11 protein-coding genes are annotated in these 14620 nt (G+C 59.0%); 3 read left to right on the top strand and 8 right to left on the bottom strand.

What is annotated here, in order from left to right; all coding sequences use genetic code 11:
• Nucleotides 1-217 precede the first annotated feature (217 nt).
• Nucleotides 218-901: a Crp/Fnr family transcriptional regulator gene (locus ACZ5DH_RS10980; RefSeq protein ID WP_464254317.1), complete on the top strand. Its 684-nt coding sequence runs from the start codon at nt 218-220 to the stop codon at nt 899-901.
• On the opposite strand, the gene ACZ5DH_RS10975 is transcribed toward ACZ5DH_RS10980, so the two are convergent.
• Nucleotides 891-1958: an HD-GYP domain-containing protein gene (locus ACZ5DH_RS10975; protein ID WP_464254316.1), complete on the bottom strand. Its 1068-nt coding sequence runs from the start codon at nt 1956-1958 to the stop codon at nt 891-893. The genes ACZ5DH_RS10980 and ACZ5DH_RS10975 overlap by 11 nt on opposite strands.
• 36 nt (nt 1959-1994) lie before the next feature.
• Nucleotides 1995-3749: a methyl-accepting chemotaxis protein gene (locus ACZ5DH_RS10970; protein WP_464254315.1), complete on the bottom strand. Its 1755-nt coding sequence runs from the start codon at nt 3747-3749 to the stop codon at nt 1995-1997.
• Nucleotides 3750-4084: 335 nt separating this feature from the next.
• On the opposite strand from ACZ5DH_RS10970, the gene ACZ5DH_RS10965 reads away from it, so the two are divergent.
• Nucleotides 4085-4279 carry a helix-turn-helix domain-containing protein gene (locus ACZ5DH_RS10965; protein WP_464254314.1) on the top strand — a complete coding sequence of 65 codons (195 nt, stop codon included), beginning with the start codon at nt 4085-4087 and terminating at the stop codon, nt 4277-4279.
• A 511-nt stretch (nt 4280-4790) separates the two neighbouring features.
• On the opposite strand, the gene flhA is transcribed toward ACZ5DH_RS10965, so the two are convergent.
• Together flhA and flhB are read right to left on the bottom strand one after the other, a co-directional pair.
• On the bottom strand, nt 4791-6890 hold the full coding sequence (gene flhA / locus ACZ5DH_RS10960; RefSeq protein WP_464254313.1) for a flagellar biosynthesis protein FlhA: 2100 nt from the start codon (nt 6888-6890) through the stop codon (nt 4791-4793).
• A 51-nt stretch (nt 6891-6941) separates the two neighbouring features.
• Nucleotides 6942-8021, bottom strand: coding sequence for a flagellar biosynthesis protein FlhB (flhB, locus tag ACZ5DH_RS10955; protein WP_464254312.1), 1080 nt, complete (start codon nt 8019-8021; stop codon nt 6942-6944).
• A 353-nt stretch (nt 8022-8374) separates the two neighbouring features.
• On the opposite strand from flhB, the gene ACZ5DH_RS10950 reads away from it, so the two are divergent.
• Entirely contained in the window at nt 8375-9643 is a 1269-nt protein-coding gene (locus ACZ5DH_RS10950) for an MFS transporter (protein WP_464254311.1), read from the top strand.
• Between the two features lie 385 nt (nt 9644-10028).
• Here ACZ5DH_RS10950 and ACZ5DH_RS10945 read toward each other — a convergent pair whose 3' ends face one another.
• From ACZ5DH_RS10945 to ACZ5DH_RS10930, 4 genes are all read right to left on the bottom strand, one after another.
• Entirely contained in the window at nt 10029-10796 is a 768-nt protein-coding gene (locus ACZ5DH_RS10945) for a prephenate dehydrogenase/arogenate dehydrogenase family protein (protein ID WP_464256544.1), read from the bottom strand.
• 149 nt (nt 10797-10945) lie between these two features.
• Nucleotides 10946-12400 carry a 3-phosphoshikimate 1-carboxyvinyltransferase gene (locus ACZ5DH_RS10940; RefSeq protein WP_464254310.1) on the bottom strand — a complete coding sequence of 485 codons (1455 nt, stop codon included), beginning with the start codon at nt 12398-12400 and terminating at the stop codon, nt 10946-10948.
• The gene (gene pheA / locus ACZ5DH_RS10935; RefSeq protein WP_464254309.1) at nt 12397-13635 is read right to left on the bottom strand and encodes a prephenate dehydratase; all 1239 of its coding nucleotides are present in this window, start codon (nt 13633-13635) and stop codon (nt 12397-12399) included. Before pheA ends, ACZ5DH_RS10940 begins: the two co-directional genes overlap by 4 nt.
• Before the next feature lies 1 nt (nt 13636).
• Complete coding sequence (locus ACZ5DH_RS10930) at nt 13637-14620, bottom strand: 3-dehydroquinate synthase II family protein (protein WP_464254308.1); 984 nt, start codon at nt 14618-14620, stop codon at nt 13637-13639.

Raw genomic sequence — 14620 nt, 5'->3', positions numbered from 1 at the left:
CGCGCCCTATGGCTAGGCAAAGCTTGCGTTTTGGGATATAGTTTATCCGCCCAAGGGCAAGTCAGGGTATTCCTGTCCCTGTGTGGCCATCGCACAGGCCTTCCAAATCGAGCCGGCTCCCGGCCCTGGCCTTGCGCCAGTTCATAAGTCTGACACTCTTCCAGAGCCGTTCGGCGCCGCGCCTTATTTATTCCTTTTTTCCTCCCGGGGAAATCTCATGTCTTTTGCCGATTTGGTAAACCAAAATGAATGCTGGAAGAATGTTTCCAGCGAGGAACCTCGACTGTATCCCAAGGGCAGTACCTTCTCAGACGACCATATGTATGTTCTTGTCAGCGGCAGGCTGCGCCTGACGGCGCTCGCCGCCAATGGAGGAGAAAAGATCATATGGTATCTTGGCGAGGGGTGCTGCTTCAATGAAAAGATTCTGTTTTTCAGCGGTAACGAAAATGTGCCATTGCCGCTGAACACAGCCGACTTTCAGTATGAGGCTGTGGAAAACTGTTATGCGCAGCGGTTTACCATGGAAGAAGTGCAGCGTATTGGCAAGGCGCGGCCCGACCTTTTGCTCAATCTTTGCCAGAGCTACAGCGTCAAGGTGGCGCTTCTGGCGCAGCAGGTGGTTTCATTGAGCGTTGAGCCGCACATTACAAGAGTGTGCAAATTTCTGGCGGCAAGGATAATACCCGGTTCCATTCCTCTGCGGGCCAGGCGTGATATGCCGCTTTTTGAAATGGCGGACCTGCTCGGCATGCACCGCATTACGCTGTACAAGGCCATGCGCGAAGCTCAATCCCGCGGGCTGCTGGGTTTTGACAAAAACAGCGATGAGGTAGTTATTCTTCAGCCTGAAACGTTTTTTTACGAGGCGTACGGCAACATGCCGGACTTCAAGTGCTGAGGTTTAGCCCTTTCAGAAGCTTTTGGTAACTGCCGGAAATATTTTTAAAAATATCTCTGTATTTGTAAAAGCACACGACCACGGTCGGGTCAAACAGCGTTCCTTTGTTGTCCATGATATACTGTGTGGACTGGGCATGGGACCAGGCGCTTTTATATACGCGCGCGGTTCTGGTGGCGTCGTATACGTCCACCACGGCCATTATGCGTGCGGAGCAGGGGATTTCTTCACCCTTGAGGTTGTAGGGATAGCCTGTGCCGTTCCAGCACTCGTGATGCGCACGCGCGATTTCTTCGGCGAACCTGAGGAATGTGGAGTCGGATACCCGACGCAGGCGATGCAGGAGTTCTCCGCCGTGCAGGGTATGGGTTTTGATGATGGCGAATTCTTCACCAGTAAGGGGCCCCGGTTTTTGCAGGATGTTATCCGGTATGTGTATTTTGCCGATATCGTGCAGAATTGCCGCCTTGCTCAACTCCTTTGCGTCCTGCCGCGTCAGATAGTCGGAAAAGTGGTTCTGGATCACCGCGTCTTGCAGCAAAACCTTTGTGTAATGGGCCACCCGCAGAAGGTGCCCGCCTGTTTCCGCATCCTTGAGGGTCATCAGTGAGACCATGCCTTTCAGGAACAGGCTTTTGGCGCGGGTCAGGCTGCTGTTCAGCCGCAGGAGCGACTTGCGGTTGTCGTGCGCGTCCAGCACCGCGCCAACGCGCACGGCCAACTCGCGGCTGAAGAAGGGCTGCACCAGATACTCCGTGGCGCCGGCCACGAAAGCGTTTATTTTGTCGGTACGGGTGGAAATGTCTGAAAGAACGATGACGGGAACCTTTGTCGGAAGGCCGGGTCCGCTCAGCCTGGACAGGAGCTGATACCTGTTTCTCCCCCGGATGTTGCGCCGGGGGAAAAACAGGACAAGGGGAGGATGCTGGACGGCGATGTCTTCCAGTGCCGCGTCCTCGCTTGAGTGGTGGATGAAATAGCACTGGGGCAGTGCCCGCTGCAGCTGAGCGACAAGTTTCTGAGGTATGCCGATGGACACGATGAGCGGCTTTTGCATTCCGACCCCCGGCTTGCGTTGTCTGTCGATCTGTCGCTATTTTTTCCGCAGGTCATTGACCAGATTCTTCAGGCCGTCGGATTGCTCAGACAGCTCCAGCACCGCCTGGGCGCACATGTGCATGGCCGTTGCTCCCTCGTCCGCCATGCGGTTGATTTCGTCCAGAGCCCGGGTGATCTCTTCACTGGCGGCAGACTGCTGTTCGGCCGCGGCCGCAATGCTGCGAACCTGGTCAGCCACCGCGGCCACATCCTCAACTATCTCCACCAGTGATTCGCCGGACTTTTCCACCAGCCCCACAGTTTCATTGAGTTCGTGGGACGTGCGTTCCGCAGCCTCTATGCTTTCTTTTGTGCTTTGCTGGATGCCGGATATGGCGTTGCCCACTTCCTTGGTTGCGTTCATGGTGCTTTCCGCCAGTTTGCGCACCTCATCGGCCACAACAGCGAAGCCACGGCCGGCTTCCCCCGCTCTGGCCGCCTCGATGGCCGCGTTGAGAGCCAGCAGGTTGGTCTGGTCCGCAATGTCGGAAATGACGGTCATAATGGTTCCTATGCCTTCCGCCTGATGCCCCAGAGATTCCATGTTCGTTTTGAGGTGGCGAGTGTCGGTCTGGACCTCGCCGATCGCTTCCACAGACTGGCGGACAATGGCTTCGCCCTTGAGCGCGTGTTCCCTGGCAAGGTTGGCTCCGCTTGCTGCGACGCCGGCATTGCGCGCCACTTCAAGAACAGTGGAGTTCATTTGTTCCATGGCGGTAGCCGAAGTGGCCACACGTTCCCGCTGGATGTCGGTTCCTCGCGTGGACTCCTGAATCTGTGTGGAAAGTTCTTCTGTGGCCGCGTAGAGTTTGTCGGTCACTCCTTCAATGCTTTCCGCCGTCTGCAAAATGGCCTGATGCCCCTTTTCGGCCACGGTCTGCGCGGCGTGAGCCTCTTCAGTGGCCTGCGCCGCCAGCTTGCTTTGTTCCGTGGCCCGTTGGCTCTGTTCCTCTGCTTCAGCAATGCGCTGGCGCAGGCTTACCACCATCTGCTCCAGCGCCGCCGCCAGTTGCCCGATTTCATCAGACCGTTGCATGCTGAACGTTTGGTCCAGGTTTCCCGAGGCCACGAGCGCGGCCTTGCTGGAAATGGTCGCCAGAGGATTGGCGATGGCCCGCTTGGTAACGAGGCCGTAGAGCGAGCCAAGCACAAGGGCCGCCGCCAGAAGTACGAGGCTGTATTTGCGGCCGTGTTCGTAAACCACAGTCGTCTCCGCCGCCCGTCTTTCAGCCTCGCCCATCATGGCCGTGCCCAGACCGGCCATCATGCTTTCAACCTTGTCGGCCTGCTCACGCATCTTGGTTATGTCGTCAAGCAGGGTCTCCACAGAGGCCATTTCACCTTTTGCCATAAGCTCTTTGTAGCCTGAATTCATGCTGTCAAAAGCCTGTTGCAGGTTTTTCAGCAGGTCCTTGTTTGCCGCGTCAGTGATGAGGGGCTCGATTTTTTTCAGGTTGTCATAAACCTGACCAGTGAACCTTTCATAATTCTGCACGTACCGCGAACGGACTTCCGGGGAAAAGAGGATGGAGTTGTAGAGCGCCCGGACAGAGGACAACATGGCTATATCCGCGTCTTTGGCACAGGCGAGGCCCTGCAGGTCCATAGCATACATGTTGTCGGCCTCGTCGCTCACGAGGTTGAGCTGACTGATTCCCCAAAAAGCGATGCCGGTCATGAAAAGCAGCAAAAGAAGAATCATTGCCGTGATTTTTGTTCCCACCTTCAGATTGGAGAAAAAATTCATCATGCCTCCTTTGACTGTAATCGTTTGGCGTGGCTTCAACGTTTTTGCAAACCGTTGCAACGCGGCGCTACGCAACGTTGCGGATATATGCCTGACTTCCTGAACCTCCAAAAACCAGTTGCCCATTGGGTCTTTTACCTGACATGAAACACTGCGCGAGCGGGCCAGGCGTGTGCACAGCGTTGGAGCATGCGTGGCGAAACTTTCGATGGCCTGCTCTTTCTGTGGCACTGGGAATCTCACTCCCGGATACCGGATAATTTCGGCAGTTTACGGTGATATATCACCGTAAACTAGCGAGAGCAAGACTGGTAGGGTATTTCGGTGAGAGGTAGAACATGCTGAAAAGTAATATTAAAAAAATAATGATCGCCAAGGGGGTGACGTATAAAGAGCTTGAGGAGAAGACAGGCCTGTCAAGTCAAACTATAACACGGGCGAGAAGTCATCTTATTTCAGAGTGCCGCATGTCGACACTTTGGAATATAGCACGAGCGCTTGGCGTCAGTGTGAAGGATTTGTTTTCAGAATAGATAACTGATCTAAGATATAAAATTGTATTGAATAACTTTTTCCATAAAAATATTTTTAACGTAGTGGCAAAGATATTTTTGTATAAATATAGAACAAATAGAATATATGAAGTGCTTATTAAGAAGATTGATATTGTCTTGTGGAGTGCAGATTGTGCAGCTTCGCAATTAAAAAATGTTTACTTTTTAATTAGAAAACTGAAATAGTATGGGGTTGTATATTATGAAAAAATTTTAACAACCCTTCATGCGGGAGCTTGCCGCAAAAAAAGCTGAAAGCCATGCAGGCTTTCAGCTTTTTTTGTGATGGTTTCAGCCGGAATCTGGATCAGGGTTCCATTGAAATGCGTAACAGTGCAATTTGTCATTCTGCCGGGAAATGCTATTTGCGTCACAACGGCTGAAGCCTTCGTCGCAACGGCTGAAGCTCGGCGGCATCCACGCCGTGTCGCGGCGCGCTATACTCTCGTGCGGCGTCAGAGCGTTTTACCTTTGAAAAAGGGTAAATGCTCTATTCGGCCGCGACGCTGCCCACCGCCTGCAGGCGGATGTCCGGCGGAATTTCAGCCTGTGAAATCACTGGCACCGAGGGCAGAAAGCGTGTGACCAGCTGGGCCAGGTGCGGGCGTATGATGGGATTCACCAGCAGCACGGGCTGACCGTCGGTACTGACGGCATTTTCCACAGCGGCGCTGATGTTCTGCACGAGCCTCTGGGCCGCTGCCGGGTTGAGTGAAAGAAAGGTCGCGCCCGTATCGGCCTGGCGTACGCCTTCCTGCACCATGCGTTCGGCATTGGGGGCCAGGGTGAGCACCGGCAGGGTGCCCTGGCTGTCCAGGTAGGGCCGCACGATGGAGCGGGCCAGCTTTTCCCTGACATATTCTGCCAGTATTTCGGGATTTTTGATGCCCGCGCCAAAGTCGCCCAGGGTTTCCACAATGGTGAGCATGTCGCGTATGCCCACATTTTCGCGCACCAGAAGTTGCAGCACTTTTTGCACAGCGCCAAGGGGCAGCACGCCGGGCACGAGGTCTTCCACAGCCTTGGGCGAGTGCCTGGCCACTGTGTCCAGCAGCCCCTGCACGGCCTGGCGGTCAAGAAAATCGGACAGATGGCGCTTGAACACTTCCGTCAGATGGGTGGCGATGACCGTGGCCGGGTCCACCACCGTGTAGCCGGCCAGCATGGCCTCTTCGCGCTGGCTGTCCGGTATCCAGAGGGCGGGCAGGTTGAAGGCCGGTTCGCGGGTTTCAATGCCGCTGATCTTGGTGGTCACGTTGCCGGGGTCCATGGCCAGAAAGTGGTCAACAAGGATTTCGGCCGAAGCCACCTGATTGCCCTTGATGAGCAGGGAATACTGGCCCGGCTTGAGTTGCAGGTTGTCGCGCAGGTGCAGCGAGGGGATGACCACGCCCATGTCCAGGGCGAACTGCCGACGAATGGAGCGTATGCGCGCGAGCAGGTTGCCGCTCTGCTCCTCGTCCACCAGAGGAATGAGGCCATAGCCCACCTCAAGTTCCAGCGTGTCCAGCGGCAGGAGGGCCTGCACTTCTTCGGGGGTGTCGGCTGTGCCGGAACCGGCCGCGGCCTTCTTTTCTTTCTTTTCTCTGGCCTGGTCGTCGGCTTCGTTTTTGTCCGTGAGGCGGGCCACCGTGAAGATAAGGGCGGAGATGACCAGAAAGGGTATGGTGGGCAGCCCGGGAACAAGGGCGAAAAGCAGCAGTACGGCCGAGACCATCCTGAGCGCCCGGCTGTTGAAGGTGAGTTGCGCCAGAAACTCTTCGCCCATCTTGGCTTCGGAAGCGGCGCGCGACACCAGCAGGCCTGTGCCCGTGGACACGATGATGGAGGGAATGGTGGAAACCAGGCCGTCACCGATGGTCAGCAGGGAATAGGTGGTGAGGGCGGTGTTCCAGTCCATATCCTTCTGCACCATGCCGATGATGATGCCGCCGACGATATTGACCAGGGTAATGAACATGCCCGCGTTCACGTCCCCGGAAACGAATTTGCACGCACCGTCCATGGCGCCGTAAAAGTCGGCTTCCTTGCGCAGCCCGTTACGGCGGGCCGTGGCCTGTTCCTCGTCAATAAGTCCGGCGTTGAGGTCGGCCTCAATGGCCATCTGTTTGCCGGGCATGGCGTCCAGGGTAAAACGCGCGGCCACTTCGGCGATGCGCGTGGTGCCCGCCGTGATGACCACCTTGTTGAGAATGAACAGAATCATGAATATGACCGCGCCCACAACGTAGCTGCCGCCCACGACGAATTCGCCGAACGCGCGGATGACCGATCCGGCCGCGTCCACGCCCATGTCGCCGTTGAGCAGGATAAGGCGGGTGGCGGCCACGTTGAGCGACAGCCGCAGCAGGGTCGTCACCAGCAGCAGGGAGGGAAAGATGGTGAACTCCAGCGGGGAGGTCATGAACATGGTGGTGATGAGCACCAGCAGGGCTATGGAAATGCTCACGCAGAGCATGATGTCCAGAAAGAAGGTGGGCAGGGGCACCAGCATGACAAAAAGGATGATGACCACGCCCGCGGCCAGCATGATTTCGCCATTCTTGGAAAACCTGCTGTAATCCAACTTCGGTATGCTTGCAGCAGCCATTTTTCTGACACCTCGCTTCTGCGCCGCAACAGTATGCGAGCGCCTGAAAAACTATGAATTATGCACTCTTGGCTTGAGCTTCCAGATGGCGGCCAATACTGTGGCCACAGCCTTGTACAGCTCTTCGGGGATCATGTCGCCCACCTCGGCTGATTTATACAAAGCCCGTGCCAGAGGCACATTTTCGCGGATGGGCACGTCGTTTTCGCGGGCGACCTGCTTGATTTTTTCGGCCAGGTGGTCCGCGCCCATGGCCACAACGACCGGGGCCGGGGCCTCCGTGGCGTTGTAACGCAGGGCAACGGCTATGTGCGTGGGGTTGGTGATGACAACGTCGGCCTTGGGCACGTCCTGCAACATGCGCTTGCTCATGGCTTCCATCATCTTTTTGCGCTGCTGGCTCTTGACCGCGGGGTCGCCGTCCGCCTGCTTCTGCTCGTCCTTTACCTCGTCCTTGGTCATCTTCATATTTTCTTTGTAGGCGTAGCGTGACTGCCACACGTCAAAGGCGGCAATGATAAGAATGGGGATAAGGGCATAGCTCGCCAGCTTGAAGGCCATCTTCAGCATGTATATGGCCACGCCTTCGGTGGTGGAATAATACATTGGAAGAAAATTTTCGTATTCCTTGTAGATGATCCAGGCGGGAATGACGGACAGAATAATGGAAAACATCAGGCTTTTAATGGTGCGCAATATCGTTTGGGGTGAGAACAGCATCTGTTTGATGCCCTTGAAGATATTGAAGCGCTGCAACTTGGGCTTGAAAACCTTGGTGGTCCACAGCTTGCCCACCTGAAGGCGCTGGGCCAGCATGCTCAGAAAGGCCAGCGTGAGCAGGACGGGCATGGTGATCTTGCATATCTCCACCATGAGGTCCAGCGTCAGGCTGTAGACATTTTCGGGGTTGGGGTCGAACTCCCAGGCGTGGCTCAAAAAGTGGCGGAATATATTTTTAATTTCTTCGCTCATGGGGCCTATCCATGCGTAAAGAATGGACATGCCGCCAAGAAGACTCACAGCCTTGCCAAGCTCCTGCGATTTGGGAACATTGCCCTCGGCGCGCTGTTTGTTGATGCGCTTTGGGGTGGCTTTTTCTGTTTTGCTGGGGTCTTTCTGCGTACCAAACATGCCGTATCCGCCGTCGTTTTATTGGCGCGGTTCCGGGGAGGGGCCGCGCCATACGCATTGAGCAAAAAGCGTGCCCGCAGGCCCAGTGACGCCCGTCGGGCAGCGCCGGAGCCGGAAACGGCGGGCTTGAGGGCGGGGGACAAGACGTGTATGTGCAGGGGGTACGTTGCGTGGCTGTGCGCAGGCTTATGCCGCGCAATGCCTGGAAGTTGTTTGTCCTGAACTGTTCTGGCGGCCGCGTGGGCAGCGCTCGCGTAAAGGCGGGGCGTGGGTACCCGCGTTGTCAAACGCCGTACTGGGCGCGCCGTTGCACACAGAGCGGCGCGACGGCGCCTGCCAAAAGCCGAAACTGCATGGTTGCCTGGCCAGCCCATGCCCATATTGAGGAAGACATGTTTTACGGGTGGAAAATCAGCCTGCTGTCCATGAGTGGCAATTTTATGTTGCAGGGCAGCGTGCTTTACTGCATGAACGCTTTTATGGAGCCCCTGTGCGAGGCCTATGGCTGGACGCGCGCGGAACTCAACGTCAGCATGGCTGTGGCCGCGCTTGTGGGGCAACTGGCCATGCCGGTGGCGGCTTCGCTTTCCACACGTTTTTCATTGCGCCGTCTTATGACCTGGGGGGCGCTTGTGGGCGGTGTTGCCACCATTCTTCAGGGTATGACGGGCAATATGGCGCTCTTTACCCTGCTGTTCACCATTGCCTGGAGCGCCACCCAGATATGCGGCGGCGTGGTGGGCAATGCTCTGGTGAGCAACTGGTTCTATTATTTTCGCGGTCGGGCCTTTGGCATCGCCAACGCGGGCACATCGCTGTCGGGCGTTGTGCTGCCTCTGGCGGCCATGATGCTGATCAACCATTTTGACGTGAGCGCAGCCTATCTCGTGCTCGGCCTGCTGACCTGCGCGCTGGCCCCCCTGGCCTGGGCGTTGGTGCGCGATACGCCGCAGGCCATGCATATGCACCCGGACGGCAGAAGGCACGACCCCCCGGTGAGCCGCAAGCGGCACACGCCGGACACATCCTTTGCAGGGCTTTTGCATTCGCCCCGCGCCTATTGCATGGGAGTGGCCTTCGGTCTGGCTCTCATGGTCAGCTCGTCGGTCATGAGCCAGATGAAGCCCCGGTTTGTGGATCTGGGCATTGCGCCCTATCCGGCCATGCTGCTGGCCTGCTCCGCTGCGCTGTGCGCGGCCCTTGGCAAGTACGTGTGGGGCTGGGCCTGCGACCGGTTCACGCCCCTGACCGCCGTCCATGTCATTATGCTGGGCAGCGCCGTAAGTCTGTGCCTGGGCTTTCTGCCGCCCAACGTGTGGACAATGGCCGTCTTCAGCATCAGCTTCGGCCTGTGCGTGGGCGGATTGTGGACAGTGCTGCCCGCCGTGGTTTCCTATTACTATGGCAGCGGCAATTTTTTGCCATCGTACAGGTTCGTGTCCATCTTCATCATGCTGCGCTGCGTGGGATACCCCATCATGGGCTATTCCTATGAACTCACGGGCGGCTATGGGACTGCGGATAGTGTTTTTGTGGTTTTTTTGCTGCTTTCGCTGGGATTGAGCCTGTACCTGCGTGAACGCGACGCCGTGGAGGGCGCTGTACGTCGGCGCAGGATTTAGAGCATTTTCACTTTGAAATTGCTCTGGCGACTGCGTGAGCAGGCGCCCGCAACGAAGGCGTAAGCGCAATTTATTTGCGCTGTTAAGCGTCGGAGCATGCGTGTCTTAAACTTTGAGAATGTCCATTCTCAAAGTTAATTTGGTCTAGGGAATCGCTGATTTATTCCGTTTGGCGGCGTTGCTTCACTTTTTTTGAAACAGTCGAGGACGGAAGAGTCTACTCCTGCTTCAAAAAAAGATCGCGCCTTGCCAAACGAAATAACTGCGCGTTTCCAGGGGGCTCTTTACTCAGTGCTTCCTTAGAGCATTTTAACTTTGAAAAAGTGTAAATGCTCTAACGCTGCACGAAAGTGCCGCGCGCCACAGCGTGGCGTGGATTCAGCCCTTACATCCGGCCTTTGTGCCCGCCCGCACTTTCGGCCCCGTGTTCGCCCTCGCTCTCGGCCTCCTGCCACCACCAGCCCGCCCGCTCACAGAGCAGGTCAATGTCGCCAGCGGCGGCGAGATTGAGCATCTGCCGGTACTGTCGCACGGCTTCATGGCTGTGGGCGTTGGCTTCAAACAGCCCGGAGAAGAGCCGGGCGTCCTCGGTGAGCATCTTGCGGGCCGCGACCTGCCGTCGCCGAAAGGACGGCGTAAGAAAGGGCAGCAGGTCATCCTGCCCGGCCAGCAGGGCAAAATAGGCCAGGCTGGTGATAAAGTTCATGTTCTGGATGCGGGCCATGGCCTTGTCGTGCTTTTCCGCCGAGGTTTGAAAGGTTCGGCAGCCGAGGTCAGCAAAAAAGCCTTCAACCAGGGCCAGGTGTTCCGGCCCCGCATGATGGCCCGGAGTGATGGCCACGGGCAGATCGGCGTCAGCTTCCGGGCTGGGGCCGAAAAGCGGGTGCGTACCCACCACAGGCCCGTCCCAGAGGCGTTCCATCTGGCGCAGGGGCTGCTCCTTCACGGAGGTGATGTCCGCCAGCACCGCCGTGGGCGGCAAATGGGGACAGACCGCGGCGGTCACATCGTCAAACACGGCGGCGGGCACGCATATGATGGCCATGGCCGCTCCGGCGCAGGCATCCGCCAGTTTTTCCGGCGTAAGGGGCACGTCCGCTCCGGCTATGGCAAGGCCGGCAGCCTGGGCGCGCTGTATGATCATGGCTCCCATGCGTCCCTGTGAGCCTATGATGACGGTTTTGCCCCGAGCGTGAGCGGGCGCGTTCTGGCGCGTCCCGCGCCCTTCGGCCCGTGTGGTCTGAGTTTCTGTTTGCGGCTGTACGGTTGGCCCTGTTTCCTGGACCGCACCTGAATGCTCTGTCATGCCAAGCGCTCCCAGACGTTCCAGAACTGCGGAAAGGATTTGCTGACCACAGCGGGGTCATCCAGGCGCGAGCGCACCGTGGCCTCGGGCAGGCACAGGTCCAGCAGGGCCAGGGACATGGCGATGCGGTGGTCGTTGTGGGCCGACAGGCTTTGTCCCTCGGGCAGGACGGGGTGATTGGGCTTGCCGTTGTTGCGGCCGCCCAGGCCGTTGACAAGTATGCCGTCCGAAAGTTCGTCCACAATGACGCCGGTTTTGGCAAGTTCCGTGGCAGGGGCCTTGATGCGGTCAGATTCCTTGTGGCGCAGGTGGGCCACATTGCGAACGCGCGTGGACCCCTGGGCAAAGGCCGCCAGCATGGCCACCGTGGGTACAAGGTCGGGGCAGTGCCCCATATCCAGGTCCACGCCGTGCAGGCGGGAGGGGTACACCGTGACGGCTTGCGGCTCAACGCTGACCCGCGCGCCCATTTTTTGCAGAATTTCCAGCATGGCGCGGTCGCCCTGAAGGGAATCGGCCCGCAGACCTTCCACGCGCACGGGACGGCGGCCCAGAGCACCGGCGGCCAGCAGGTAGGATGCGCCGGACCAGTCGCCCTCCACCGTGTATTCGCCCGTCTGGTAGCGGCCGGGATGCACGGTGACGCGCAAACAGCCGGGCCGGGCTTCGGCAAGCTGACGCCACGCGCCGTCGGGCAGTGTCTGCCATGCGGCTTCGGCGTCGGGTCGGGTCTGCACCTCAAATTTGATGCCGTAGTCCGTCAGGCATTGCAGGGTCAGGCCCACATAGGGCCAGGACACGGCCTTGCTCCCGCCAAGAGACAGGGTCAGGGGCGAAGGACCCATGGGCGCGGCCAGCAGCAAGCCTGAAAAATACTGGCTTGAAATATCCATGCCCAGTTCCACCATGCCGCCGCAACGCTCCGGATCAAGGCCGTCGGCGGTGATCACGCAGGGGGGGCAGTCGGGCTTTTCTTCAAAAACGGTTTTGGCCCCAAGGGTCGCCAGGGCATTGGTAAGCTCGGCTATGGGCCGCTCGTGCATGCGCCCCGCGCCGTGGATGCGAAACACGCCGTGCCCGGCGGCCAGTACGGCCGTCAGCAGACGACAGGTGGTGCCGGACTCCTCCACGTCGCAGGAAAGAGGCGCTGCGGCCGTGCCGCCCGAAGGCCTGCCGTTCATCCCCGTGACGCGCCACGCCCCGGAAGAGGCCGTGCTCTCGGGCAGTTCTTCCATCTTCGCGCCGGCGGCGCAAAGAATGGCGCGGGTGCGTTCCAGGTCGCGGCTTTCAAGCGTATGGCGCACAATGGACGTGCCGTGGGCCAGGGCCGCACCCATGAGGTAGCGGTGCGAAACCGACTTTGAGGCAGGCGCGGTGACCGCCACTGTTTCCGCTGTGCTCGTGACGCCCGCCTTGCTGGCGGCGGCCACGGTATCCTTGGTCTGGTTCATGATTCTTGCTGCTCCGATTCTTCCGTATGAAGGTCAAGGCGGTCCAGTTGCGGGCCCATGGGGTAGCTGCCCAGAATGCGAAAACTGGTACAGGCCTCGTGCAGTTTTATCAGCAGGCTTGCGTAGCGTGGATCTTCCAGATCGCTTTCGACATCGGCGAAGAACACGTACTTCCAGCACTGGCCGCGCAGGGGGCGCGACTCCAGCTTGCGCATGTTGATGTCGTGCCTGGCCAGCAGGTCCAGCACGTGCGAAAGCGCCCCTGCCTTGTCCGGCAGGGTGAAGAGCAGCGAGGTCTTGTCCGCTCCGGAGTGGCCGGGCTGCGGGTTCTGCGTCTTGTTGCCGACTTGCCCTCCGCTGACCTTGGGGCCGATGATGACAAAGCGCGTCCAGTTGCCGGGCTCGTCCTCAATGCGGCTGGCAAGAATGCCAAGGCCCATGAGGTCGGCCAGCTTGCCGTGCCCGATGGCGGCGGCGTGCCCCTGATCAGGCTGCGCGGCCCGCTGGGCCGCTGCGGCGGTGGACTCCACCGGCACCAGCCCGGCGTTGGGCAGATGGGTGCGCAGCCATCCGCCGCACTGGGCCAGGGGCTGCGGGTGCGAATACACCGTGCGCACGGCGGCCAGGGAAGGCGCGTTGCTCAAAAGGCAATGGGATATGCGCGAAAAAAGCTCGGCCTGAATAAAGACGTCGTGCTTGAGAAAAAGGTCAAAGCTCACGCCCACAGTGCCTTGCAGGGAGTTTTCAAGCGGAACGACGCCCAACTCGCAATTGCCCGAAGACACTTCCTCAAAGACCTGCGTCAGGTCGTTGCAGGGGTGAAACGTGGCCGCGTGGCCCAGATATTCCACCCCGGCAAAATAGGAAAACGTGCCTTCAGGGCCAAGATAGGCGACGTTTTGCGGGCGCTGCAAGGCGCGCGAGGAAGAAAAAATCTCGCGCCAGATGGCCCGCAGGTGGTCTTCGGGCAAGGGGCCGGGGTTACGGGCGGCCAGACTGTCCAGCACTTCCTTTTCACGCACGGGTTTGAAGATGATGCCGGGCACGTCGGCCTTGATGTGCCCGACCTCGCGGCTCAGGGCCGCGCGGCGGTTGAAAAGATGCAGCAGATCCTGATCCACCGTGTCGATTTCAGTGCGGATGGCCGAAAGGCGCTCCTCGGCATTGCCGGGCTGCTCTTGGCCCCCCGTGTTGTGCCGGGCGGCGTCGGGCCAGTGGCTGTTGCTGCCGTCCATGCTAAACCTCCCGGATGTCTTCGCGCACGCGCATGCCAAAGTGACGGCCAGCCTCGTCCAGGCGGCAGAGCACGCGGTCGCCGGGCTTGAGGCCCACGACGCTCACGGCTTCGCCCTCTGGCGTGGTCAGGCGGATGGTCTCTGCATTTTGCAGAAAAACAGCGCCAGTCTTCACGCCGTCTTCGGTCTGCACCTGCGCCTCCACCAGCAGCATGGGGCGCACTTCAATCTTGACCCGCCCAAGGGTGGCCACGCTGGTTTCCCCGGTATAGTCCACAATAAGCACTTCCTGCCCGGCTCTGAACTCGCCAAGGTAGGTGGTCTGGTCGCCTGGCAGGCGCACATAGGCGTGCACGGCTCCGGCGTTGACCCTGAAGGGGCGCGCGGCCACGTATTCGTTGTGTTCGGTTTCGGCGTGCACAAGAAAGGTGAACGCGCTCGAGTTGCCCACCAGCATGCCCTGGCCCTTGCGCAACAGCGAAAGAGTGTCGGCGCAGACGCGGTGCCCCAGGCCGACGGACTCCACACGGGTGACCACGCCGGGCAAAAGCTCTTCACGGGTGCGGGCCATCTTGCATTGGGCCACGATATCCTTGAGATCCGACACGGCCTCTCTGGATACAACAATGCCCGCCACACCGCGTTCCAGAATTCCTGCGGCAAGGCGGGCCTCGTCCAGCGTTCCGGCCTCGGCCAGCACACTGTCGCTCTGCGCCAGAAGGTTCTCTACAGGTATCACCTCCCAGCCGCGAGCCAGCACCACGCGCTCCCCGGCCAGCAGCCTTTGCAGCACGGCCTCTTCATCAGCCTTGGCATTGAGTTCCACCATGGGCGTTTCTTCGGCGGCCCACACGGTGCAGCGCGAAAGACCGGCCACCTGCTGCACATGCTCGCGGGGCACGATGACGCCGTCCACGCCGGACTCAAGGGCCAGCGTTACGTCGCCTTTGTCGAAGGGAGTGCAGTTGAAGTAAATGCGTGACAT

It is taken from the genome of Desulfovibrio simplex, assembly GCF_055387835.1.
Note: the sequence above shows the minus strand (reverse complement) of the source record. Positions and strands in the feature narration are given on the sequence as shown.

Excerpts from the sequence above, each read along its gene's own strand:
- ACZ5DH_RS10980 (WP_464254317.1), top strand. The coding sequence starts at position 218 with ATGTCTTTTGCCGATTTGGTAAACCAAAATGAATGCTGGAAGAATGTT.
- ACZ5DH_RS10975 (WP_464254316.1), bottom strand. The coding sequence starts at position 1,958 with ATGCAAAAGCCGCTCATCGTGTCCATCGGCATACCTCAGAAACTTGTC.
- ACZ5DH_RS10970 (WP_464254315.1), bottom strand. The coding sequence starts at position 3,749 with ATGATGAATTTTTTCTCCAATCTGAAGGTGGGAACAAAAATCACGGCA.
- ACZ5DH_RS10965 (WP_464254314.1), top strand. The coding sequence starts at position 4,085 with ATGCTGAAAAGTAATATTAAAAAAATAATGATCGCCAAGGGGGTGACG.
- flhA (WP_464254313.1), bottom strand. The coding sequence starts at position 6,890 with ATGGCTGCTGCAAGCATACCGAAGTTGGATTACAGCAGGTTTTCCAAG.
- flhB (WP_464254312.1), bottom strand. The coding sequence starts at position 8,021 with ATGTTTGGTACGCAGAAAGACCCCAGCAAAACAGAAAAAGCCACCCCA.
- ACZ5DH_RS10950 (WP_464254311.1), top strand. The coding sequence starts at position 8,375 with ATGGTTGCCTGGCCAGCCCATGCCCATATTGAGGAAGACATGTTTTAC.
- ACZ5DH_RS10945 (WP_464256544.1), bottom strand. The coding sequence starts at position 10,796 with ATGGGAGCCATGATCATACAGCGCGCCCAGGCTGCCGGCCTTGCCATA.
- ACZ5DH_RS10940 (WP_464254310.1), bottom strand. The coding sequence starts at position 12,400 with ATGAACCAGACCAAGGATACCGTGGCCGCCGCCAGCAAGGCGGGCGTC.
- pheA (WP_464254309.1), bottom strand. The coding sequence starts at position 13,635 with ATGGACGGCAGCAACAGCCACTGGCCCGACGCCGCCCGGCACAACACG.
- ACZ5DH_RS10930 (WP_464254308.1), bottom strand. The coding sequence starts at position 14,620 with ATGTCACGCATTTACTTCAACTGCACTCCCTTCGACAAAGGCGACGTA.